General features: G+C 52.8%; 21 protein-coding genes and 1 pseudogene. 14 read left to right on the top strand and 8 right to left on the bottom strand.

Annotation, left to right across the window (positions count from 1 at the left end):
• Window positions 1-61: 61 nt before the first annotated feature.
• From speFL to kdpF, 7 genes are all read right to left on the bottom strand, one after another.
• Entirely contained in the window at window positions 62-166 is a 105-nt protein-coding gene (gene speFL, locus ACLD11_RS15500; protein WP_015632840.1) for a leader peptide SpeFL, read from the bottom strand.
• 277 nt (window positions 167-443) lie between these two features.
• On the bottom strand, window positions 444-1121 hold the full coding sequence (kdpE, locus tag ACLD11_RS15505; protein ID WP_000186054.1) for a two-component system response regulator KdpE: 678 nt from the start codon (window positions 1119-1121) through the stop codon (window positions 444-446).
• The gene (gene kdpD, locus ACLD11_RS15510) at window positions 1118-3802 is read right to left on the bottom strand and encodes a two-component system sensor histidine kinase KdpD (protein ID WP_411015083.1); all 2685 of its coding nucleotides are present in this window, start codon (window positions 3800-3802) and stop codon (window positions 1118-1120) included. Before kdpD ends, kdpE begins: the two co-directional genes overlap by 4 nt.
• Entirely contained in the window at window positions 3799-4383 is a 585-nt protein-coding gene (gene kdpC / locus ACLD11_RS15515; protein ID WP_208293191.1) for a potassium-transporting ATPase subunit KdpC, read from the bottom strand. Before kdpC ends, kdpD begins: the two co-directional genes overlap by 4 nt.
• 8 nt (window positions 4384-4391) lie before the next feature.
• A complete protein-coding gene (gene kdpB / locus ACLD11_RS15520) occupies window positions 4392-6440 on the bottom strand; it encodes a potassium-transporting ATPase subunit KdpB (protein ID WP_411012056.1) in 2049 nt (682 codons plus the stop codon).
• A 20-nt stretch (window positions 6441-6460) separates the two neighbouring features.
• The gene (gene kdpA, locus ACLD11_RS15525) at window positions 6461-8140 is read right to left on the bottom strand and encodes a potassium-transporting ATPase subunit KdpA (RefSeq protein ID WP_411012057.1); all 1680 of its coding nucleotides are present in this window, start codon (window positions 8138-8140) and stop codon (window positions 6461-6463) included.
• Complete coding sequence (kdpF, locus tag ACLD11_RS15530) at window positions 8140-8229, bottom strand: K(+)-transporting ATPase subunit F (protein ID WP_001670793.1); 90 nt, start codon at window positions 8227-8229, stop codon at window positions 8140-8142. The genes kdpA and kdpF overlap by 1 nt, the downstream gene beginning before the upstream one ends.
• Window positions 8230-8565: 336 nt before the next feature.
• Here kdpF and ACLD11_RS15535 point away from each other — a divergent pair, with 336 nt between their 5' ends.
• Entirely contained in the window at window positions 8566-8772 is a 207-nt protein-coding gene (locus ACLD11_RS15535) for a YbfA family protein (RefSeq protein WP_000401437.1), read from the top strand.
• Between the two features lie 110 nt (window positions 8773-8882).
• Complete coding sequence (gene phrB / locus ACLD11_RS15540) at window positions 8883-10304, top strand: deoxyribodipyrimidine photo-lyase (RefSeq protein ID WP_183059891.1); 1422 nt, start codon at window positions 8883-8885, stop codon at window positions 10302-10304.
• A 38-nt stretch (window positions 10305-10342) separates the two neighbouring features.
• On the opposite strand, the gene ACLD11_RS15545 is transcribed toward phrB, so the two are convergent.
• Window positions 10343-11824, bottom strand: coding sequence for an MFS transporter (locus tag ACLD11_RS15545; protein ID WP_001041123.1), 1482 nt, complete (start codon window positions 11822-11824; stop codon window positions 10343-10345).
• A 329-nt stretch (window positions 11825-12153) separates the two neighbouring features.
• Between ACLD11_RS15545 and ybgI the strand changes: the two genes are divergently transcribed.
• The 12 genes and pseudogenes from ybgI to ACLD11_RS15605 all read left to right on the top strand — a co-directional run bounded on the left by ybgI (window position 12154) and on the right by ACLD11_RS15605 (window position 23349).
• Window positions 12154-12897 (top strand): radiation resistance protein YbgI, encoded by a 744-nt coding sequence (ybgI, locus tag ACLD11_RS15550; RefSeq protein ID WP_000798844.1) that lies wholly within the window; start codon window positions 12154-12156, stop codon window positions 12895-12897.
• 15 nt (window positions 12898-12912) lie between these two features.
• Window positions 12913-13569 (top strand): 5-oxoprolinase subunit PxpB, encoded by a 657-nt coding sequence (pxpB, locus tag ACLD11_RS15555; protein ID WP_411012058.1) that lies wholly within the window; start codon window positions 12913-12915, stop codon window positions 13567-13569.
• Window positions 13563-14495 carry a 5-oxoprolinase subunit PxpC gene (pxpC, locus tag ACLD11_RS15560; protein WP_411015084.1) on the top strand — a complete coding sequence of 311 codons (933 nt, stop codon included), beginning with the start codon at window positions 13563-13565 and terminating at the stop codon, window positions 14493-14495. The genes pxpB and pxpC overlap by 7 nt, the downstream gene beginning before the upstream one ends.
• Entirely contained in the window at window positions 14485-15219 is a 735-nt protein-coding gene (gene pxpA / locus ACLD11_RS15565) for a 5-oxoprolinase subunit PxpA (protein WP_023218325.1), read from the top strand. The genes pxpC and pxpA overlap by 11 nt, the downstream gene beginning before the upstream one ends.
• A gap of 323 nt (window positions 15220-15542) precedes the next feature.
• Entirely contained in the window at window positions 15543-15674 is a 132-nt protein-coding gene (locus ACLD11_RS15570; protein WP_411012060.1) for a hypothetical protein, read from the top strand.
• A 59-nt stretch (window positions 15675-15733) separates the two neighbouring features.
• The gene (locus ACLD11_RS15575; RefSeq protein WP_000824704.1) at window positions 15734-16300 is read left to right on the top strand and encodes a tyrosine-type DNA invertase; all 567 of its coding nucleotides are present in this window, start codon (window positions 15734-15736) and stop codon (window positions 16298-16300) included.
• A 458-nt stretch (window positions 16301-16758) separates the two neighbouring features.
• Window positions 16759-17094 (top strand): hypothetical protein, encoded by a 336-nt coding sequence (locus ACLD11_RS15580; RefSeq protein ID WP_077957009.1) that lies wholly within the window; start codon window positions 16759-16761, stop codon window positions 17092-17094.
• 1 nt (window position 17095) lies between these two features.
• Window positions 17096-17836: a transport protein gene (locus ACLD11_RS15585; RefSeq protein ID WP_411015085.1), complete on the top strand. Its 741-nt coding sequence runs from the start codon at window positions 17096-17098 to the stop codon at window positions 17834-17836.
• Between the two features lie 607 nt (window positions 17837-18443).
• Window positions 18444-19842 (top strand): annotated as a pseudogene (locus ACLD11_RS15590) (mannose-1-phosphate guanylyltransferase/mannose-6-phosphate isomerase).
• Between the two features lie 35 nt (window positions 19843-19877).
• Window positions 19878-21260, top strand: a complete 1383-nt coding sequence (gene cpsG / locus ACLD11_RS15595; RefSeq protein ID WP_411012062.1) for a phosphomannomutase CpsG — start codon at window positions 19878-19880, stop codon at window positions 21258-21260.
• A gap of 5 nt (window positions 21261-21265) precedes the next feature.
• Window positions 21266-22051, top strand: a complete 786-nt coding sequence (locus tag ACLD11_RS15600; protein WP_411012063.1) for an ABC transporter permease — start codon at window positions 21266-21268, stop codon at window positions 22049-22051.
• A 2-nt stretch (window positions 22052-22053) separates the two neighbouring features.
• Complete coding sequence (locus tag ACLD11_RS15605) at window positions 22054-23349, top strand: ABC transporter ATP-binding protein (protein ID WP_411015086.1); 1296 nt, start codon at window positions 22054-22056, stop codon at window positions 23347-23349.
• The last annotated feature ends 18 nt before the right edge of the window (window positions 23350-23367 follow it).

Consider the following 23367-nt stretch of genomic DNA (forward strand, 5'->3'; position numbering starts at 1 on the left):
TAGACCTGAATGACATAAGGGTCGGAAAGACCTGTATGCTGAAGTACCCGTAGCAGAAAAACTACCGGGCATTAAAGAAATGAAAATCGAAACTATTACGGTGGGCAAACATCATAATATGCGTTGTCCGCCTTATATGGGGCATAAAACGATTATTATTTTCCATTTTGAGGTCCTTTCATTGATTTATTGAAAGCATGGATATTTTATCCAGGGAGCGCCAGCGATCTGTGAACCAGATCAACAAAAAACAATCATTTGAAAAATAATTAGTCGGCGATTATGCATATCGTGCTGTGAAATAACGGATTGTTTCTTAAATGTTAATTATATGTTTTTTATAACCTCTATAAAATATAATATCGTCGCAAAAATAATTATTCGCGACGCCGAAAATAAATGACATAAAAATTAGAAGTTATTTAAAAATAATGAATAGCTATTCACGGCATAAAGCGATAGCCAATTCCGGTTTCGGTAATAAAATGGCGTGGGCGGGTGGGATCTTGTTCCAGTTTCTGGCGTAAATGTCCCATATAGATGCGCAAATAGTGGCTATGCTCCACGGCGTTAGGGCCCCAGACCTGGTTTAATAACTGCCGTTGGGTTAATACTTTGCCGGTATTATTGAGTAATACCGCCAGCAGGCGGAACTCAATCGGCGTCAGATGGATTTCTTCGTCGCCACGGTGGATCAACCGTGCGGCGAGATCGACCGTCACGCCGGAAAAGCGGACGATCGGATCGGCGCAAGGGCTGGCGGCGTGCCGTCGCAGCGCGACACGCAAACGCGCCTGCAATTCGCCAATGCCGAATGGCTTGCTCAGGTAATCATCAGCTCCGGCGTCAAGCGCGGCAATCTTATCGCTTTCTTCGCTGCGGGCGGAAAGGACAATCACTGGTATTGCGCTCCACTGACGCAGGTCGCGAATAAAATCGATTCCATCGCCGTCCGGCAGGCCGAGATCGAGAATAATCAGATCGGGCTTTCGCGTGGCGGCTTCCAGTAAACCACGTTGTAATGTTTCAGCTTCATACACGCGCAGGCCGTCGCCTTCCAGCGCGGCGCGCAGAAAGCGGCGGATGGCCTGTTCATCTTCAACAATCAGAACGTTTGTCACATATCCTCATGAAAATCATCAAGTTCAGGTGGCTTTCCTTGCGGCAGCGTCACACGGAAACAGGCGCCGCCCTGCGGTTGATTATAGGCGGTAAGCGTGCCGCCGTGTACCTCTACGATAGCATGGCAAATCGCCAGCCCCAGCCCCACGCCGGGGACGGCGGACTCTTTGTTGCCGCGGGCGAACTTATCGAAAATCTTCTGTTCTTGCCCCGCAGGAATACCCGGCCCGTTATCCCAGACATCCAGTTGTAAACGATCGTCCTTAACCGCAGCATCAATGCCGATACTGGCCTGCGGCCCGGCGTACTTAACGGCGTTTTCCAGCAAGTTGATCAGGACGCGCTCAAATAAGGGGCCATCGACATGGATAAGCGTTAACTGTTGCGGCAGCGACAATGTAATCGGATGCAATAAACCCGGCTCTAACATCTGTAACGCGCTCCCGACGACCTCTTCCAGCGTCAGCCACTCTTTTTTAAGATTAAACCCGCCGGACTGAATACGCGCCATATCCAGCAAATTATTCACCAGCCGGGTGGTGTTGAGAATATGCTGGCGAATTTCACTGGCCTGACGCGCGTGGGGCGATCCTGCGCTGGCTAGATCCAGCGTCAAAATTTCCGCCTGGCCGAACAATACCGTCAGCGGCGTGCGTAAATCATGCGACAGCGCCGCCAACAGAGCGTTGCGAATACTTTCGCGCTCGCTGGCGAGACGCGCCTGTTCCTCGCTGGCGGTCAGCGTCAGTCGTTCCAGCGCGTTGGCGACAAGCAGAGTGAATGTTTCCAGCAGGCGTTGCTGCTCCGGCACCATTAACTGACGCAAATTACCCGGTTCGACGATAGCCAGACCGTACGTTTTATCGGCGCTTTTCAGCGGCAGGATTTGATAAGGCACGCCAGGGAGGGTATCGGTGCCTGCGCCGGCAGGCTGGCCTTTATCAAAACTCCAGCGCGCAATTGCGTCGTCCCACGGCGTCATGCCTTGCTGGTGGGTGAGAGGCAGCAACTTACCGTTAGCATCAGGTAATAAAATTTGGCTGCGCGCCTGAAACGTCGAGGCGATAAACCGCTCGCTGGTCGCGGCGATATCATGTTCGCTACGCCCGACGGCCAGCGCTTTAGACATTTCATATAAATGGCGGGTACGCTGTTCCCGATAACGGGCGACGCGCGCCTGATAGCGCACCCCGGCAGTAAGATTGCCAATCACCAGACCCACCGTCAGCATCACGGCAAAGGTCAGCAAATACTGCACGTCCGAAACGGCGAGCGTACCGCGTGGCGCGATAAAAAAGAGATCGAAACTCGCCACGTTAATCACCGTCGCCACCACCGACGGCCAGCGTCCGTAAAGCAGCGCAATCACCACTACGCCCAGCAAATAGAGCATCACCAGATTGGCGGCGTCGAAGGTGACAAGCCACTGCATAGCGATAAGCGTGATGATGGCGCAAAGCGCCACGGCGACCAGACAGCCCTGAATCTGCCCACGCCATTTCTCTTTAAAAGGTCGGTTATCAGGCGTTTGCGCCAACGCGCGGGCTGGCGGTTCTTCCAGCGCGACAATCACCTGATCGAGATCCGGCGCGCGCCTGGCAAGACGGTCGGCGAAAGCGTCACGTCGCCACCAGCGTCGCGACGCCGGACGGCCCATGACGATTTTCCCCAGATTATGCTCGCGGGCATAGCGCACGACCGCTTTCTCTTCGGCGGGATCGGACAGGGTGGCGGTTTCCGCGCCAAGCTCCTGCGCCAGGCGCAGCGCGCTTAAAATGGCCCGCCGTTGCTTTTCCGGTAAGCGGTGTAACGTTGGCGTTTCGACATAGACGGCGTGCCAGACGCTGCCGAGCCGGGAGGCCAGACGCGCCGCGGTACGCACCAGTTTTTCACTGCCGGTGTTATGCCCGATACACAGTAAAATCGCATCACGCGTATGCCATACTTTTTCTTCGCCCGGATGCGCGCGCCAGGCGCGCATCTGATCGTCCACGCGATCGGCTGTCCGGCGTAGCGCCAGCTCGCGGAGGGCGATCAGATTGCCCTTGCGGAAAAAATGTTCAATAGCGCGTTCCGCCTGACCGGCGATATACACTTTACCTTCGTTGAGCCGTTGGCGCAGATCGTCGGGCGGCAGATCGACCAGTACGACTTCATCGGCGGCATCAAAAAAGGGATCGGGGACGGTTTCGCGCACCTGAATCCCCGTGACGCCGCTCACCACATCGTTCAGACTTTCCAGATGTTGTACGTTCACGGTGGTGAAAACGTCGATTCCCGCTTCCAGCAGCTCTTCAATATCCTGCCAGCGCTTAGGATGGCGTGAGCCAGGCGCGTTACTGTGCGCCAGCTCATCCATTAAAATCAGCGCCGGACGCCGGGCGAGGGCGGCATCCAGGTCAAATTCGCGAATTTGCCGCCCCCGGTGCGAGTGACGTTTTGGCGGCAGAATGGTCAGCCCGTCAAGTAGCGCGGCGGTCTCTTTACGGCCATGTGTCTCTACCACGCCGATCACCACATCCAGCCCCTGCGCTCGCAGCCGCTGCGCTTGCGCCAGCATCGCCCAGGTTTTTCCGACGCCTGCGCAGGCGCCGAAGAAAATTTTCAACTTCCCCCGGTGGGGCGGGGGCGTTTGTTCCAACAAGCGATCCGGGTCAGGACGCAAGGGTTCGTCGTTCATTTCGCTCTGTGTCCCTGTAGCGCATCCAGCGCCAGATTAAGCTCAACAATATTCACCACCGGTTGCCCAAGAAAGCGCGCCAGCGGCCTGTGCGTATATTCTGCAACCAGTTGCGCGACCTGTTCAACGGGAAGCTGGCGAGCCGCCGCCACGCGGGGGATTTGCCATGCCGCGGCGCCGGGCGTCAGATTATTATCCAGTCCGCTTGCCGACGCCGTCGCCAGCTCAACCGGAACCGCGGAACTCGCCTGGGGGTTAGCGGCGCGTAGCGCAGCGACGCGGGACTGTATTTGCGCATCCAGTTCGGGATTGCTGGCGGCCAGGTTGCTTCCGCCCGACGCCAGTGGATTATAAGGCGTATCGGCGGTGGCGGAGGGCCGGCCATGAAAATAACCTGCGGCGGTAAACGATTGTCCGATAAGCGCTGAGCCGCGTATCACATTGTCTTTATGAATCAGCGAGCCATTAGCCTGCCAGGAAAACCACCACTGCCCCAGCGCCGTGGTCAGAAGCGGATACACGCCGCCGGTCAATAACAGCAGAAATAACATTGTCGAAAAAGCAGGACGTAAACCGATCATCATACACCTCATGCCAGACCCAGCAGGGTCAGCAGCACATCAATCACTTTGATGCCAATAAACGGCACCACCAGACCACCCAGACCATAGATCCATAAATTACGGCGCAGCATGGCCGATGCGGAAAGCGGCTTATAACTCACGCCTTTTAATGCCAGCGGGATCAGAAAAATAATAATCAGGGCGTTAAAGATCACCGCGCTCAGAATGGCGGAGTTCGGCGAATGTAGCCCCATCACGTTGAGCGCGTTTAGCTGCGGATAGGTAGCGGCAAACGCGGCGGGAATAATGGCGAAATATTTCGCTACATCATTCGCGATACTGAAAGTGGTGAGCGAGCCGCGCGTCATCAGCATCTGCTTACCGATATGCACCACTTCAATCAATTTGGTCGGGTTAGAGTCCAGATCCACCATATTACCGGCTTCTTTCGCCGCCTGGGTGCCGGAGTTCATCGCCACCGCGACGTCAGCCTGCGCCAGCGCCGGGGCATCGTTAGTGCCGTCGCCAGTCATGGCGACCAGCCGTCCTTCCGCCTGATATTGACGGATCAGCGCCAGCTTGGCTTCCGGCGTGGCTTCGGCAAGAAAATCGTCCACACCGGCTTCGGCGGCAATCGCTGCCGCCGTCAGGCGGTTATCGCCAGTGATCATCACCGTTTTAATGCCCATCTTTCGTAGCTGGGCGAAACGTTCTTTAATGCCGCCTTTAACGATATCCTTGAGGGCGATAACACCCAGTACGCGCGCGCCTTCCACGACTACCAGCGGCGTCGCGCCCAGACGCGCTACGTTCTCGACGTTTTGCTCGACATCGGCGGGAAAATGGCCGCCATTGCTCTCGACATGACGCCGAATCGCGTCCACCGAGCCTTTACGGATCATCCGGTTATCGATATTAATCCCGCTCATGCGGCTTTGCGCGGTAAACGGAACAAAGGTGGCATGAAGCGACTGCACATCGCGTTCACGCAGGTTAAAGCGCTGTTTGGCGAGGATCACAATGCTGCGGCCTTCCGGCGTTTCGTCGGCCAGCGAAGCGAGCTGCGCGGCGTCAGCCAGCGTGCGTTCGTCTACCCCTCGGGCGGGAATAAAATCGGATGCCTGGCGGTTGCCGAGCGTGATAGTGCCGGTTTTATCCAGCAGTAACACGTCGACATCGCCCGCGGCTTCTACGGCGCGGCCGCTGGTGGCGATGACGTTCGCGCCCAACATTCGGCTCATTCCGGCTACGCCAATGGCGGAGAGTAGCCCGCCGATGGTGGTGGGGATCAGGCACACCAGCAACGCCACCAACACGGTGACGCTGACCGCGTTACCGCCCCAGGCGGAGAAGGGCCACAGGGTGGCGGTCGCCAGTAAAAAGACAATGGTCAGGGCGATGAGCAAAATCGTCAGGGCAATCTCGTTAGGCGTTTTCCGCCGCTGCGCGCCTTCCACCATCGCGATCATCCGGTCAAGAAAGGTTTCGCCAGGATTGACGCTACAGGCAATCACCAGCCAGTCGGAAAGAATTCGCGTGCCGCCGGTGACAGAAGCGAAATCGCCGCCGGACTCACGGATCACGGGCGCGGATTCGCCGGTAATCGCACTTTCATCCACCGAGGCGCCACCTTCGATGACCTCGCCGTCGCAGGGAATAACATCGCCTGCTTTGACCAGGACAATGTCGCCTTTCCGCAGTTCAGCGGCGGGCACGTTATCGGCCTGCGCATCATGGCGCGGGGCGCGCAGGCGGCGAGCGAACGCGGTCTTTTTCACTCCTTTCAGACTGTTTGCCTGGGCTTTGCTGCGGCCTTCCGCCAGCGCTTCGGCAAAATTGGCGAACAGTACGGTGAACCATAACCACAGACTGATCACCCCTGTAAACAAGGCGCTTCCCGCTATTTGTCCTGTTACCATAGCGAGCGTTAACAGAGTGGTTAGCACGCTGCCGGCCCAGACCACAAACATCACCGGGTTACGCCACTGGGCGCGTGGGCTTAGTTTTTTTACGGCATCCGTTAGCGCCTGTACGAGTAAAACAGGTTCAAACAGCGCCAGTTGCTTGCGACTCATATCAATGTACTCCGCATCGCTCAAGGTAAAGAGAAATGTTCCGCTACCGGGCCAAGCGCCAGGGCAGGAATAAACGTCAGCGCGCCGACCAGCAGTACCGTGCCGATGAGCAGTCCAATAAATAGCGCGCCGTGGGTCGCCAGCGTTCCCTGACTGGCTGGCTGTACTTTTTTACTGACCAGCGATCCGGCGATGGCCATGACAGGAATAATCACGCCGAAACGGCCGACGAACATGCAGAACGCCAGCAAACAGTTCCAGAAAGGCGAGTTAGCGCTCAGACCCGCAAAGGCGCTACCGTTGTTGTTGGCGGCAGAGGAGACGGCATATAGCACTTCGCTAAAACCGTGCGGGCCAGGGTTCAGCATTGCGCTGCGTCCGGCATCCGTCATCATCGCCAGCGCCGAACCCAACAAGACCAGCATCGGCGTGACCAGGATCGCCAGCGCGGTCATTTTCATTTCGCGCACGTCGATTTTTTTCCCCAGATACTCCGGCGTGCGACCGATCATCAGCCCCGCGATGAACACCGCCAGCAGGACAAACAGCAACATGCCGTACAGGCCTGAACCGACGCCGCCAAAGACCACTTCGCCAATTTGCATCAGCCACATCGGCACCATACCGCCCAGAGCGGTAAACGAGTCGTGCATGGCATTTACCGCCCCGCAGGACGCCGCGGTCGTGACGACGGCAAACAGGCTGCTGGCCAGCACGCCAAAGCGTGTTTCTTTACCTTCCATGTTGACGCTACTGTCCGCGCCTGCCGCCAACAGATGTGGATTTCCCTGAACTTCCGCCCACATCACTACCGCTACGCAGACCACAAAAATGAATGACATTGCCCACAGTAGCGCGCGTCCCTGACGGCGATCGCCCGCCGCTTCGCCAAAGGCGAAACAGAGCGCGGCTGGAATCAAAAATATCGCCAGCATCTGCGCCAGATTAGTGAGCGCGGTGGGATTTTCGAACGGATGCGAAGAGTTGGCGTTAAAGAAACCGCCGCCGTTAGTGCCAAGCATTTTGATCGCCTCCTGCGAAGCAACCGGACCCATCGGCAAGAGTTGTTTAGCGCCTTCAAGAGTGGTGATGGGCTGATAAGCCGACAGGTTTTGCGGTACGCCTTGTTGGATAAAAAACAGCGCGATAATTAACGCGACAGGAAATAATATCCATAGCGTAATGCGTACCAGATCCTGCCAGGCATTACCCAGCGTGTGCACATTCTGGCGCGTAAAGGCGCGGATAAGTGCAAAAACCACCGCAATCCCGGTCGCCGCCGACAGGAAATTTTGCACCGTCAGCCCCGCCATCTGGCTAAAGTAGCTCAGCGTGCTTTCGCCGCTGTAGGCTTGCCAGTTGGTATTGGTGACAAAGCTGACGGCGGTATTCAGCGCCAGATCCCAGGACATCCCCGGTAGCCGCTGCGGATTTAAGGGCAGCCACTCCTGCCAGAATAGCAGGCAAAACAGGATGCCCAGTCCCAGCAGATTGAGCGTCAGTAGCGCCAGTAAATACTGACGCCAGTTCATTTCGTGGTCGGTAATGCCAAGAGTCCGCCAGAGGATACGCTCAATGCCAGCCACGCCCGGCAACGGAACGGCGGCGATGAGCCTTGCCAGGCCCGAACCCAACGGTTTCGCCAGTACTAATAAAATCAGTAAAAAACTGGCGATCAGTAAAAATCCTTGCGCGGCCATCAGAACGCCTCCGCATTAATCAGGGCATAGACCAGATAACCTAAAAGTAAGAAAACCAGCACGATGCCGGTTATCACGCCTGCACTCACAGAGCACCTCCAGTGGCATTGTTTTACTCCTGAGAAAGGTAATTTTTTGGCTGCAAAGATTTCGCAAAAATTGGCGGGCGGAGTGTAAAAAAAGTATAAAAATGGCAAAGACCATTATTTAACTAATGATTAGTATTAATTTAACCTTTTTGTAACTAATTTACGCTTTGAATGTAAATCTGCTGGAAAAGCGTGAAAATAAGTGGTCGGATGAGTAGTAAAATTACACCGAAAGCGGTACTATTTTAATCAGGTAACGAGGTTCAATTTTTCGGTGCTATTCACCGATTCAATCTATACCGGGGCGGGTAGCGTCGGTATAAAGGGGGGAAACGTATGGAACATTATAAAGACTATCCGGCGCATGTCATTTTTGTCCGTCGTGCTTTCGCGGTGATCGCAGGCGTGCTGGCGCTGCCGGTGATGCTCTTCTGGAAAGACCGCGCGCGTTTTTATAGTTATCTGCACCGTGTCTGGTCGAAAACCAGTGATAAGCCGGTATGGATGGCGCAGGCTGAAAAAGCCACCTGCGACTTTTATTAATCGCGACCAGCCTGAAAAACCGTCAGCCGCCACGCTGGCGGTTTTTTTATGCGCCAGGGTCTACACTGTTTAACGCTATTCGCCGTGACGTTTCATCTTTCAGGAGTTGTATGCCCACCCATTTAGTCTGGTTCAGGCGCGATCTGCGTTTACAGGATAACCTTGCGCTGGCCGCCGCCTGCCGCGATGCATCCGCGCGGGTGCTGGCGCTTTATATTTCCACCCCCGCGCAGTGGCATGCTCATGATATGGCGCCGCGGCAGGCGGCATTCATCAGCGCGCAGCTCAATGCGCTACAGACGGCCCTTGCAGAGAAAGGGATTCCGCTGCTGTTTCATGAAGTGGCGGATTTTAATGCCAGTATTGAAACGGTCAAAAACGTTTGCCGACAGCATGACGTCAGCCATCTGTTTTATAACTATCAGTATGAGTTTAACGAGCGTCAGCGTGACGCGGCGGTGGAAAAAACGCTGCCATCTGTCATCTGCGAAGGCTTTGACGATAGCGTGATTCTGGCGCCCGGCGCGGTGATGACCGGCAATCATGAAATGTATAAAGTTTTTACGCCGTTTAAAAACGCCTGGTTGAAACGGCTAAAAGAGAATATCCCGCCGTGCGTTCCGGCCCCGAAGATCCGGGTGAGCGGCGCGCTTTCTACACCCTTAACGCCAGTTTCGCTTAACTACCCGCAACAGGCGTTTGACGCCGCGCTTTTCCCGGTGGAAGAAAACGCGGTCATCGCGCAGCTACGTCAGTTCTGCGCGCAGGGCGCGGACGGGTATGAGTCACGGCGGGATTTCCCTGCGGTCGACGGCACCAGTCGGCTTTCCGCCAGCCTGGCGACGGGTGGCCTGTCGCCGCGACAGTGCCTGCACCGATTACTGGCGGAGCAGCCGCAGGCGCTGGACGGCGGACCGGGAAGCGTCTGGTTGAATGAGCTCATCTGGCGGGAATTTTACCGTCATTTAATGACCTGGTATCCGGCATTATGCAAACACCAGCCGTTTATCCGCTGGACAAAACGCGTCGCGTGGCAGGAGAACTCACACTATTTTCAGGCATGGCAGAAAGGCGAAACCGGTTATCCCATTGTCGATGCGGCGATGCGCCAGCTTAACGCGACGGGCTGGATGCATAACCGTTTACGCATGATTACCGCCAGCTTTCTGATAAAAGATCTGCTGATTGACTGGCGGTTGGGGGAGCGCTATTTCATGTCGCAGCTTATTGACGGCGATCTTGCCGCCAATAATGGCGGCTGGCAGTGGGCCGCTTCAACCGGTACTGACGCCGCGCCTTATTTTCGTATTTTTAATCCCACGACTCAGGGAGAGAGGTTCGATCGCGACGGCGAATTTATCCGCCAGTGGCTACCGGCATTACGCGATATCCCTGGAAAAGCGATTCACGAGCCGTGGCGGTGGGCGGAAAAAGCGGGAGTCGTGCTTGATTATCCTCGGCCCATTGTTGAACACAAACAGGCGAGAATCGCGACGCTTTCCGCCTATGAGGCGGCGAGAAAAGGGACGTGATACAGGCCCGGTAGCGCAAACTACCGGGCCTTCTGCTATCAGGATTCGACGGCCAGCGCGCGGCTTTTGAATTTGAAGGACTGATACAGCCAAATCAGCAGGACAACCCCTACGCAGGCTAACGCGCCCCAGGTGATCTGTTCAAAAACATCCACATAGGCGTTGATGGCGTAATTAACCGCGCCGCTGGCGTCGAAGGCGCTTTGCGAGGTCTGGTCAGCGATGACGCCTGCCAGATAGTTAGCTATCGCGCCGGACAGCAGCATATAAATTCCGGTTAATACGCCGGTGACGCCGGGGATATCAATGCGCGTAATTTGCGACATGGCGACCGGGTCGATAAACAGCTCGGCAAAGCCCATCACCGCCAGTCCCAGCACCATCAGCGGCATTGAGGAGTGTCCGTAAGCGGCGGACCAGCGTGCGCTCAGGGTCAGAATACAGAATCCGGCGCTCATCAGACCGAGACCCAGCGCGAATTTGCCCCAGATACGCACGGTGCGATTACCGCTTACGCTCTCTTTAACCAGCCAGGCCAGGACGACCCCACACAGCATCACGGCAAAGGCGTTCACCGACTGGAACATGGCGGTAGGAACAGAATAGCCCAGAATATCGCGGTTCACAAAGCGGTCGATATACAGGCTGATAGAACTGCCGCCCTGCTGGGCAAACGCCCAGAACAGCATACTGAACAGGGTCAGGGTGACAATCAGCCCCAGTTCTTTGCGCTGTTTGGCCGTTTGCGCCTGACGATAAATTTTTGCCAGCACGACCAGGCCGATCGCGGTCGCCACGATTAAGGCATAGACAGACCATTCTTTCCAGAACAGAACGGTAATCAGCAACGGCGCCGCTACCAGCAAAATTAACAGCCAGCCCCAGTTCGGCAGCAGGTAGTTTCTGGCGCACAACACGGCTTTATTCACGCCGGTGGTGTGGGTGAAATGACGATTTCCACACAGGAAGATCACTAACCCCGCCAGCATACCAATGGCGGCGAGCGCAAAGCCCATCGCCCAACTGTACTCCTCTTGCACATAGCCGCAGGCGATAGGCGCCACGATCGAACCAATATTACCCGCTGCGTAAAGCAGCGAGAACCCGCCATCGCGGCGCGGATCTTCCGGCTGGTACAGTTCGCCCAGCAGGCAGCTAATATTCGATTTAAACAGGCCGTAGCCGCAGACAATGATCGCCAGCGACAGATAAAGGAATGTCGGCGCGATCTCACTGGCGCCCAGCACTAAATGACCTATAGCCATTAAAAATGCGCCCAGCATGACTGCCATTCGGTTGCCAAGCACCTTATCCGCCAGATAGCCGCCAAGAATCGGCGTTACGTAGACCAGCGAACAATAAGCGCTGAATAACTCATAGGCGTGGTTATCGTCGTATTTTAGCTGATTGGTGAGATAAAGAATCAGTAGGGCGCGCATACCATAAAAGCTGAAGTACTCCCAAATTTGCAGAGCGACAACGTAGTAAATAGCGCGGGGTTGAGATGCTTGTTTATTCATCGTATTTCCGGGATAGAGGCGCTGCGGCAAGAAAGCGGTATTCTTTGATAATGCCTTTCTTTGTGGGCTTATTAAGTCTGCCGTATCGCCGTGTTTCCTTAAAGTTACCAACATGATACAGAACTGATTTTTTCTGCAATATGCGTTCTGATTGCATAAATATACATGAAATCGATCGTGTTTTGCTAAGTAATTTGCGCCAAACACCGGGGGTGATTGTTTCTTGATGTGTCAAACAAATGTTTATCGACGAACGGCTAACGGGAGGCTATGTTAACGGAGGCTGAACCCGTAACGGGAAAGTAGAACGTGGGTTAAAGGGAGCGATGATGAAAAACACCGAGCTGGAACAACTGATTAACGACAAGCTGAACAGTGCGGCAATAAGCGATTATGCGCCGAATGGTTTACAGGTCGAAGGAAAAGAGACGGTACAGAAAATCGTTACCGGCGTGACCGCAAGTCAGGCGCTGCTCGATGAGGCGGTGCGTTTGCAGGCCGATGCGGTCATTGTTCATCATGGTTACTTCTGGAAAGGCGAGTCTCCGGTTATTCGCGGCATGAAACGCCGTCGCTTAAAAACGTTACTGGCAAATGATATTAACCTTTACGGTTGGCATCTGCCGCTGGATGCGCACCCTGAGCTGGGCAACAATGCGCAGTTGGCGGCGCTATTGGGCATTACCGTAAAAGGAGAAATTGAGCCGCTGGTGCCGTGGGGAGAGCTCTCAATGCCGGTGCCGGGGCTGGAACTGGCCTCATGGATTGAAGCGCGTCTGGGGCGTAAACCGCTATGGTGTGGCGATACCGGGCCAGAGAATGTGCAGCGTGTCGCCTGGTGTACCGGCGGCGGACAAAGTTTTATTGATAGCGCCGCCCGCTTCGGCGTGGATGCTTTTATTACCGGCGAGGTGTCTGAACAGACCATTCATTCCGCGCGCGAACAGGGGCTGCATTTTTATGCCGCCGGGCACCATGCCACTGAACGCGGCGGTATTCGCGCCCTGAGCGAATGGTTGAACGAAAACACGGCGTTGGATGTGACGTTTATTGATATCCCTAACCCGGCATAACTGAGAGGTAATAAAGTGCAGCGAGCGCGTTGTTATCTGTTAGGCGAAACGGCGGTCGTCCTGGAACTTGAACCGCCGATTACGCTGGCGAGCCAGAAACGCATCTGGCGTCTGACGCAGCGTCTGGTCGATATGCCGAACGTGGTGGAAGCCATTCCCGGGATGAACAATATCACCGTGATCTTGCGGGAACCGCAAACCCTGGCGCTGGATGCGATTGAGCGTCTGCAGCGCTGGTGGGAAGAGAGCGAGGCGCTGGAGCCGGACTCGCGTTCGGTTGAGATCCCGGTGATCTATGGCGGCGCAGGCGGGCCGGATCTGGCGGCGGTGGCACGGCACAGCGGTTTGAGTGAAAAGCAGGTCGTGGAGCTACATGCCTCCGTTGAGTATGTCGTCTGGTTTTTAGGCTTTCAGCCTGGCTTTCCCTATCTTGGGAATTTACCAGAACCGCTCCATATGCCCAGACGCGCGGAGCCGCGCCTGCAGGTTCCGGTCGGTTCTGTCGGCATCGGCGGCGCGCAGACGGGGATTTATCCATTATCCACGCCGGGCGGCTGGCAGCTGATCGGCCTCACGCCGTTGAAGTTATTCGATCCGATGCGGGAGCCCCCGGTTCTGCTACGCCCTGGCGATAGCGTACGCTTTGTGCCGCAAAAGGAGGGAATATGCTGAATATTATTCGCGCGGGGATTTACACCTCCGTGCAGGATAGCGGGCGTCACGGCTTTCGTCAGTCGGGGCTGAGTCACTGCGGTGCGCTGGATAAACCCGCCTTTCAGACCGCTAATCTCCTGGTCGGGAACGATGCGAATGCCCCGGCGCTGGAAATCACTCTCGGTCAACTGGTTGTCGAATTTGAAAATGAAAGTTGGTTCGCTCTTACCGGCGCGGGCTGCGAAGCGCAGTTGGATGATCAACCGGTCTGGACCGGCTGGCGATTGCCGGTAAAAGCGGGTCAGCGTCTTACGCTGCATCGACCGCTTCACGGGATGCGTAGCTATCTGGCGGTGGCGGGCGGTATTGCTGTGCCGGAGGTGATGGGATCGTGTAGTACCGATCTGAAGTCCGGTATCGGTGGGCTGGAAGGACGGCTGCTAAAAGATGGCGATCGGTTGGCGACGGGTAAACCATCGCGACAGTTTAGCGGGCCGCAGGGCGTGAAGCAGTTACTGTGGGGGAATCGCATCCGTGCGCTGCCGGGGCCGGAATACCGTGAATTCGATCGCGCCTCGCAAGAAGCGTTCTGGCGTTCGCCGTGGCAGCTCAGTCCGCAAAGTAATCGCATGGGCTATCGTTTGCAGGGACAATCGTTAACGCGGACAACGGATCGCGAACTGCTGTCGCACGGTTTGCTGCCCGGTGTCGTGCAGGTGCCTTACAACGGCCAACCTATTGTGCTAATGAATGATGCCCAGACAACTGGCGGCTATCCGCGTATTGCCTGCATCATCGAGGCAGATATGTACCATCTGGCGCAGATCCCGCTAGGGCAACCGATCCATTTTGTGCAATGTTCGCTGGAAGAGGCGCTCAACGCGCGCCGCGAGCGTCAGCGCTATCTGGAGCAGCTTACCTGGCGACTTCAGCATGAACATTGATTTAAATGCGGATTTGGGCGAAGGTTGCGCCAGCGACAACGAATTATTAACGCTGGTCTCCTCCGCCAATATCGCCTGTGGTTTTCACGCCGGTGATGCGCAAACCATGCTGACCTGCGTGCGCGAGGCGCTGAAAAACGGCGTGGCGATCGGCGCGCATCCCAGCTTTCCGGATCGGGATAATTTTGGGCGGACGGCGATGGTTTTGCCGCCGGAAACGGTATACGCCCAGACGCTGTACCAAATCGGCGCGCTGGGGGCGATTGTCCAGGCGCAAGGCGGCGTGATGCGCCATGTCAAACCGCACGGTATGCTCTATAACCAGGCGGCGAAAGATCCTCATCTGGCACAGGCGATTGCGAAAGCGGTACACGACTATGATCCGTCACTGATACTGGTTGGACTGGCGGGAAGTGAGCTGATCCGGGCCGGTGAGCGCCATCGCCTGGTGACGCGGCAGGAGGTGTTTGCCGATCGCGGCTATCAGGCCGACGGTAGCCTGGTGCCGCGCATGCAACCTGGCGCGCTGATTCACGACGAAGAGCAGGCGCTGGCGCAAACGCTGGATATGGTACAAGCCGGGAGAGTGAAAAGCGTTACTGGCGTGTGGACGACTGTCACGGCGCAAACGGTGTGCATTCATGGCGACGGCGAGTATGCGCTTGCATTCGCACGCAGGCTACGCGCCGCGTTTAATGCGCGTAATATACACGTTATTGCCTGAGAGCCAGACGATTGAGGCTATTATCTTACGGCTGCTAAAAATTATCGTGTTCTGTTCTCTTAATGTCAGGAAGAGGGATTTATTCAATACTATATAAATCCCCTTATAATATATTATTATTAAAAATAACCAAGTGATGCTGTAATAGCCAGTATGATGAGCTTATTGTTGCCAGCAGCAGAATTTTTGAAAATCACTATGATATCGTTAGCTATCGCCATCTAATCAAACCTCCGGGGCGAGTAAACTACCTGACTCTTTATTACCCTTTCTGATTGATTTACCTCACAATAGCCTCATTTTTAGCATTTATATTCCTCGTCATGACGACTTATCAGGAGACTGAAGCCAGATTGATTCGCTGTTTCACTATCACGTCATGGATAGCGTGCCAGATTGCCAACTATATGGATTTTAAGCTGTTTACGCATAGCAACTTTTTTAGCGAAAATTAAACTCATCTGATCAGTGATTTTTTAGTATATTACTCATTTTGTTATGATGGATTTGTTTTGTGAAAAGAAAATATCTTACGCAAGAAGAGATTGAAAAACTGCTGTCAGCGACTGACAGAATGCCCTTCCCGGAAAGAAACCGCTGCTTAATTCTGATGGCGTTTATTCACGGCTTCCGGGCCAGTGAGCTGCTGGGGCTGCGCTTGTCGGATATTGATCTTGCAGGAAGACAGCTTTATATCCGGCGCCTTAAAAATGGCTTTTCAACATGTCACCCCCTCCTTCCCGATGAGTATAACGTACTGAAAAGCTGGCTCAGGGCCAGGAAGTATCTTGAGAAAGGGGCTGACGGAGACTGGCTGTTCCTGTCGCTGCGACGGCATCCGCTCAGCAGGCAACAATTTTTTTACATACTTCGTGAGGCAGGGCGGTTGGCCGAATTAACAATAGCGCCACATCCTCATATGCTGCGACATGCCTGCGGCTACGCCCTTGCTGACAAAGGGATTGATACACGACTCATACAGGACTATCTGGGGCACAGGAATATCCAGCACACCGTAAGATACACCGCAAGTAACGCCGGGCGTTTTCATGGAATATGGCGAAAAAAACGTCGAGTATAACCGTACGTTCTGATTCAAAAAGTTAAGTCCGCTTCACGCTTTTATTATCCTCTCAGATTTACCCCTTCCACACAAGAGTCATGCAATCGTAATCTCTTGCTTATTAAGGAGTTATCCCTATAACAATAAAAAAACTAAGGGAAAATTTATCTGGTCCAACCAGTACTATGCTGTATCCATTTTTGTCCTGCCTGCACAAAATGTTAATTTTAAGTGTTAAAAAAACGTATTAAATAATATTTAATGCTAATTAACTATCATATTAAAGAATTAAATCCGTTATTTGACTTTTTGAATCATATTGTTAAATCACTGAGAAGTCTGTTCAGGGAAGAACTGATTTACATAATCAACATATAAATCAAAAGATTACTGTGTTTTTTATTTGTCATTTTGTACTCCGCACAGGGCAGAATTACCCTGCGGCAGGAGCATTTACTACCAGGGGCTGACGGCCTGTGCAGCCGAAAAGCAGAACCGGACAGGGTGTCAGAGTGCTGTGTTTAGATAGGGCCAGACGTCATTTTTCATACAGACATGGAATGGCTCCCGGTCCACGAAAGGGTGCGGACATGTTGTTTCCACAACACGAAGCTGCCGTTGCTGGCGCAGTGCCGGGTCGGCAATGGCCAGAGGAGAACAATCTGATGACGCAAGAATATGCGGAAATGTCCACCGGAAGGGGGGGCACCAGTAAGTGCCGGTACAGTATGGGCGCGAAAATATTTTTGCTCCTGCTGGCGGTCTCCACCGTCGCAGCGTTGTTCAGCCTGTACCAGGTTCTGACGTACTGATATGCAGACGTTAACCAGAGTACTGCCGCCTCTCCGGCTGATTATGTTTTGTCAGTCAGGTGAAAATCCTGCGCAGTTTCCGGATACCGGCGGCCTTTGCGTGGAGGACTGCGTTCGTCTCAGGACACCAGAAGGGCTGCTTGATCGGTTGCGTCGGTGGCCCGGCGCGATGGTGATATCCGCCGGACGGCCATCAACCCAGCTTCTGCTGTGGCAACAGGTTTTTCTGCGTTATCCGCGGACAGTGGTTTTTTGCAGCAGTAACGCGTTTTTACCGGTTGACGTCAGCGTGGAAGGTTACTTCCGCCATCTGAGGCTGGTTAAACGCGCCATGTCGGTAAGGGTTCTGGCCAGAATGGCTGAGCTTGCCATATGGTCATCACTACAGACATCGCCTTACGAGGAGGAGATGAAAAACGCGTTGAGCGTACCGGAGCTGGTGATGGAGATAAACAGCCGCACGCTGGTCAGGTTACTGTCAGAGCGTCTGCCAAAACAGGGACGGCGGGTGCTGGGATTACTATTGTCAGGCTGTAGCCCGGAAATGACGGCCCGTATGCTGGGAACCGGCGTGAGGCAGGTCTGGCTCGCGGAGCAGACGCTGAAACAACGCTGGGATATCCCGACAGGAGTACCGCTATCTGATGCAGTAAGAATAAGGATACCGGACGTCGGCCCGGACATCAGTCAACAGAGTGCGTTGGTAAAAACCGGGGCCGGTAACGCATCGGATTTATGCTGACAGCATATTTACATCATGCCGTGCGGTATTCAAACCCATTATGTTGCGTTCTGAATGAGTTATCTTCGCAAAATAAATATGGCAATCATCGTTGTCCAGAAATACCGCATAACGTGTGACATTAATGAATCTGTAATCAGTGCGAAGGTTTACGCGCTGTGGCGGTAGCGTGGAATTATCTGGATGCGTTGAGTAAATTTCATTTTACCCTGCTGATATTACTGAAAATGGTTCTGGATAAACTGTTTAACATTATCTGTGTCGCCTAAAATATTTTCCCTGTTGCTATGGTAGAGCAAATAGCCGAATTGATTATAAATAAAATATCGCAAATTTATTGGCTATTAACATAAAGATATATTTATAAAGCAGGAGAATACTCTAATAAAGAGAATAGGATCTTTGTGGGAAATAATTTGAATCCTGAAAGCGCCTCCAGCCCTTTTTAATGCCGACATCAAATACTACCTGCTAATATTTTGTAGGTAAAACAATATGGTAGACCAAAAGCGTAAGATTATGACTCTTATGGATGCATTTGCTCATCTGTTGATTTTACGCCGTAAGCAGCATGGACTATAACCACCAGACATTTAAGGATTTTATTATGTTGCTTCCTGTGATTTTGGCTGGCGGCGCCGGTAGCCGCCTGTGGCCGATGTCCCGTGAGCTTTATCCAAAACAGTTCCTGAGGCTGTACGGACAGAATACCCTGCTGCAGGAAACTATCTTGCGCCTCTCCGGTCTGGATATCCATGAGCCCATGATTATCTGTAATGCAGAACACGGGTTTCTGGTGGCTGAACAGCTCAGACAACTTAATAAGCTGTCGAAAAATATCATACTTGAACCGGTGGGGCGTAATACCGCTCCAGCTATCGCCCTGGCGGCTTTACAGGCCATACATAACGGCGACGACCCGCTGATGTTAGTGCTCGCGGCCGATCATATCATCAACAGCCAACAGCTCTTCCACGATGCCATTCGTGTCGCGGAACGCTATGCCGTGGCTGACCATCTGGTCACTTTCGGCATTGTGCCGAACGCTCCGGAAACCGGGTATGGCTATATCCATCGTGGCAACGCGCTAGTCGAAAGTGAACGCTCGCTTTACCGGGTCGCTCGCTTTGTGGAGAAACCTGACCTGGCACATGCCAAAGCCTATCTGAACTCCGGAGAATACTACTGGAACAGCGGTATGTTTATGTTCCGGGCGAAAAAGTATCTTTCTGAGCTAGCAAAATTCCGCCCCGATATTCTCAAAACTTGTACCGCTGCGGTGCGCGCAGCGGATAGAGGCAATAATTTTATCAGCATTCCGCTTGAGGTGTTCAGTACTTGCCCGGCGGAGTCCGTTGACTACGCAGTGATGGAAAAAACTGCCGATGCGGTGGTGGTAGGACTGAATACGGACTGGAGCGATGTCGGCTCCTGGTCCGCTTTGTGGGATGTTAGTCCTAAGGATGAGCAGAATAACGTGTTAACAGGTGATTCCTGGGTGCATAACACTCAGAACAGCTACGTCAACAGTGATGGAAAGTTGGTGGCGGCGATAGGTGTCCAGGATCTTGTGATTGTCAACACCAGGGATGCCGTATTGGTGATGAACAAAAATTGCTCTCAGGACGTGAAAAAGGTGGTTGAGCATCTGAAGCTGAACCAGCGCAGCGAATATAAGTGCCATCTGGAAACCTACTTTCCGTGGGGCTGCTGCGACGTGGTGGTGCAGACCCCGCGCTTCAACGTCAGGCGCATTACTCTCAAGCCTGGCGGGTCGCTCTCGATGCAGATGCACCATCACTACGCCGAACACTGGGTTATTCTCGCAGGAACCGGAAAAATCACTCTCAGCGGCAAACAATTTCTGCTCAACGAAAATCAGTCGACTTTTATTCCCATCGGTGTTGAGCACTGCCTGGAAAATCCGGGCTGCATTCCTCTCGAAATATTGGAAATCCAGTCAGTGCCTGGGTGAAAACGACATTACCCGTATTAAAGGCCAGTAGGTTGTTGCTAATTTTTTGCAGGACACAGATTTAGAATGACTCAGCTTAACTGTTTTAAATCCTACGATATTCGTGGCGAACTGGGCGAAGAACTGAATGACGATGTTGCCTACCGTATCGGCCGCGCCTATGGCGAGTTACTGAAACCACGTCAGGTGGTAGTAGGGGGGGACGTGCGACTGACTAGTGAGTCCCTGAAGCAGGCGCTAGCCAACGGATTGATGGATGCGGGTACCGACGTGCTGGATATTGGTCTGAGCGGTACCGAAGAGATTTATTTTGCCACTTTCTATTTGGGTTTGGATGGCGGAATTGAAGTAACGGCCAGCCACAACCCGATAAATTATAACGGTATGAAGCTGGTTAGGGAGAATGCAAAGCCCATCAGTGGTGATACCGGGCTGCGTGATATCCAGCGTCTGGCGGAGGATAACCGCTTTACGTCGATAGACTCCTCCCGCCGTGGCACTTTGCGCCAGATTTCCATCCTGCAGGAATATGTGGACCACTTGATGGGCTACGTAAATCTGGCGAACTTTACTCGTACGCTGAAACTGGTGGTGAACTCCGGTAACGGAACAGCAGGGCATGTCATTGACGAGATAGAAAAACGCTTTACCGCGGCGGGCGTACCGATGACCTTCGTTAAGATTCATCATCAGCCGGATGGTAACTTCCCGAACGGGATTCCCAACCCGCTGCTGCCTGAATGCCGACAGGACACATCGGATGCGGTGCAAGAACACGGGGCAGATATGGGTATCGCCTTTGATGGCGACTTCGATCGTTGCTTTATGTTTGATAACAATGGGGAATTTATCGAAGGTTATTATATTGTCGGCCTGTTAGCAGAAGCGTTCCTGCAAAAACAACCAGGGGCGAAAATCATTCATGATCCGCGCCTGACGTGGAATACGGTGGATATTGTGACTCGCTGCGGGGGGACGTCGGTGATGTCGAAAACAGGTCACGCGTTCATTAAGGAGCGGATGCGCCGGGAAGATGCGATATACGGCGGGGAGATGAGCGCGCACCACTACTTTCGGGATTTTGCTTACTGTGACAGTGGGATGATCCCATGGTTGTTGGTGACGGAACTGCTATGTCTGAAGGGGAATACATTAAAGACGCTGGTGGCGGATCGCCAGGCTGCGTATCCGGCGTCGGGTGAGATTAACCGCAGACTGGGCGATGCGGCGGCAGTGATAGCGCGCATTCGCGAGCGTTATGAGTCGGAGGCGGTGAAGGTAGACACAACGGATGGCATCAGCATCGAATATACGGACTGGCGTTTTAACCTGCGCTGCTCGAATACTGAGCAGATGGTACGTCTTAATGTGGAATCGAAAGCAGCCCCTGCGCTGATGAATGAGAAGACCGCCGAGTTGCTCAACATGCTAAAAGAGGAAACGCTGTGAGGCCTATGTTTTCAAGGATTTATCGCTATCGTGGTTTTATTATTGACAGTGTAAAGCGAGACTTTCAGGCCCGTTATCAAACCAGTTTTCTGGGCGTAGCGTGGCTGATTTTACAGCCTGTCGCTATGATTTCCGTGTATACGCTTATTTTTTCGGAACTAATGCGTACACGGTTGGCAGGTATGGATGGTCCCTTTGCCTATAGCATCTATTTATGTTCAGGGGTACTGACCTGGGGCTTTTTTACCGAAATGCTGAATAACCTTGTCAATATATTTCTGACTCATGCTAATATCCTTAAAAAAATGAGTTTTCCACGTATTTGTTTACCTGTTATTATTACCTCTTCAGCTTTTATTAATTTCTTAATTATATTCTTATTATTTATTGGGTTTCTCCTTATTACCGGGAATTTTCCTGGCTGGATTTTTTTCGAAGTTATTCCGGTATTAATAATTCAGGTGCTATTTACTCTTGGACTGGGGATTATCCTGGGAGTGTTGAATGTTTTTGTCCGCGATGTTGGGCAGTTCGTGAATGTTCTGCTGCAATTCTGGTTCTGGTTCACACCTATTGTTTATGTCTCCAAAACCCTGCCGGAATGGGTATCGGGATTTTTAGTATATAACCCTATGGTATCGATTATTGGCTCTTATCAGGATGTAATACTCTACCAACAACATCCTGACTGGATGGCGCTTTTTCCAGTAGCCATTATCTCTCTTATACTGTTTTTATTCGCCTGGCGTCTGTTTAAAAAACATTCGGCTGATATTGTGGACGAGATTTAAAGATGAGTATTAAAGTTCGAAACGTCGGTAAGGCGTATAAATACTATTCATCAAAATGGAATCGGGTGATTGAGAAGCTACTGCCTGGAGATAAACCTCAGCACAGTAAAAAATGGGTACTGAAAGATATTAGTTTCACCATTAAGCCGGGAGAATCTGTGGGTATTGTCGGCGTAAATGGTGCAGGGAAAAGTACTCTGTTGAAATTACTCACTGGTACTACGCAACCGACGAAAGGTTCTATTGAAATTCGGGGAAGAGTTGCAGCGCTACTTGAATTAGGGATGGGGTTTCATCCTGATTTTACCGGTACTCAGAACGTTTATATGTCCGGGCTAATGATGGGGCTAAGCCGAGAAGATATCGAGCGTTTGCTGCCGGAAATCGAAGCTTTTGCCGATATTGGTGATTATATCAATGAGCCTGCGCGCATCTATTCAAGCGGTATGCTTATGCGCCTCGCTTTCGCCGTCGCTACGGCGGCACGTCCGGATATTTTGATTGTTGATGAAGCGCTTTCGGTTGGCGATTCGCGTTTCCAGGCAAAATGTTACGCGCGTATCGCTGATTTCAAAAAACGAGGCACTACGCTGCTGCTGGTTTCGCACAGTGCTGGCGATATCGTTAAGCACTGCGAACGTGCCATTTTCCTGAAAGATGGTGATATTTGTATGGATGGTGCGGCGCGCGATGTAACTAACCGCTACCTGGACGAACTATTCGGTAAGCCTGGTAAGGCTGCGTCCAACCGGACAAAGAATAAAGGCTGGATCAGTGACCCGGCCATAAAAATGTCTCCGGAAAAGATTTCTGATGTTTATCACACTCGTCCGGGCTACAGGCCGGAAGAGTATCGTTGGGGGCAGGGTGGAGCGAAAATCATTGATTATCTTATTCAGAGTAATGGCGAAGATTTTCCACCTTCGCTTATCGGCAATCAGCAAGTCGATTTTATAATGAAGGTCATTTTTGAACACGATTTTGACTGTGTAGTGCCGGGACTATTGATTAAAACGCTTGATGGGTTATTTCTGTATGGCACAAATTCTTTTCTCGCATCTGAAGGGCGCGAAAATATTTCCGTATCCCGCGGTGATATCCGCGTATTTAAATTCAGCATTCCTGTCGACTTGAACAGCAGTGATTATTTGCTCTCATTCGGTATCTCCGAAGGGAATCCGCAAACCGATATGACCCCACTCGACAGGCGCTATGACTCCATCATATTACATGTCACCAGGAGTATGGATTTCTGGGGCATTATCGATCTTAAGGCAACGTTTAATAGTTACCAGTGAAGTTGAGATTACAATTAC

The organism is Salmonella sp. 741265116_PST (assembly GCF_046567715.1).
Classification (GTDB): Bacteria; Pseudomonadota; Gammaproteobacteria; order Enterobacterales; family Enterobacteriaceae; genus Salmonella; species Salmonella enterica.

What these genes read in the sequence shown, in the direction of transcription:
- ACLD11_RS15545 (WP_001041123.1), bottom strand. Translation starts at nt 11,824, where the DNA reads ATGAATAAACAAGCATCTCAACCCCGCGCTATTTACTACGTTGTCGCT.
- kdpA (WP_411012057.1), bottom strand. Translation starts at nt 8,140, where the DNA reads ATGGCCGCGCAAGGATTTTTACTGATCGCCAGTTTTTTACTGATTTTA.
- cpsG (WP_411012062.1), top strand. Translation starts at nt 19,878, where the DNA reads ATGACTCAGCTTAACTGTTTTAAATCCTACGATATTCGTGGCGAACTG.
- ACLD11_RS15605 (WP_411015086.1), top strand. Translation starts at nt 22,054, where the DNA reads ATGAGTATTAAAGTTCGAAACGTCGGTAAGGCGTATAAATACTATTCA.
- kdpD (WP_411015083.1), bottom strand. Translation starts at nt 3,802, where the DNA reads ATGAACGACGAACCCTTGCGTCCTGACCCGGATCGCTTGTTGGAACAA.
- pxpC (WP_411015084.1), top strand. Translation starts at nt 13,563, where the DNA reads ATGCTGAATATTATTCGCGCGGGGATTTACACCTCCGTGCAGGATAGC.
- ACLD11_RS15535 (WP_000401437.1), top strand. Translation starts at nt 8,566, where the DNA reads ATGGAACATTATAAAGACTATCCGGCGCATGTCATTTTTGTCCGTCGT.
- speFL (WP_015632840.1), bottom strand. Translation starts at nt 166, where the DNA reads ATGGAAAATAATAATCGTTTTATGCCCCATATAAGGCGGACAACGCAT.
- phrB (WP_183059891.1), top strand. Translation starts at nt 8,883, where the DNA reads ATGCCCACCCATTTAGTCTGGTTCAGGCGCGATCTGCGTTTACAGGAT.
- pxpA (WP_023218325.1), top strand. Translation starts at nt 14,485, where the DNA reads ATGAACATTGATTTAAATGCGGATTTGGGCGAAGGTTGCGCCAGCGAC.
- kdpB (WP_411012056.1), bottom strand. Translation starts at nt 6,440, where the DNA reads ATGAGTCGCAAGCAACTGGCGCTGTTTGAACCTGTTTTACTCGTACAG.
- ACLD11_RS15585 (WP_411015085.1), top strand. Translation starts at nt 17,096, where the DNA reads ATGCAGACGTTAACCAGAGTACTGCCGCCTCTCCGGCTGATTATGTTT.
- ACLD11_RS15600 (WP_411012063.1), top strand. Translation starts at nt 21,266, where the DNA reads ATGTTTTCAAGGATTTATCGCTATCGTGGTTTTATTATTGACAGTGTA.
- ybgI (WP_000798844.1), top strand. Translation starts at nt 12,154, where the DNA reads ATGAAAAACACCGAGCTGGAACAACTGATTAACGACAAGCTGAACAGT.
- ACLD11_RS15570 (WP_411012060.1), top strand. Translation starts at nt 15,543, where the DNA reads ATGACGACTTATCAGGAGACTGAAGCCAGATTGATTCGCTGTTTCACT.
- kdpC (WP_208293191.1), bottom strand. Translation starts at nt 4,383, where the DNA reads ATGATCGGTTTACGTCCTGCTTTTTCGACAATGTTATTTCTGCTGTTA.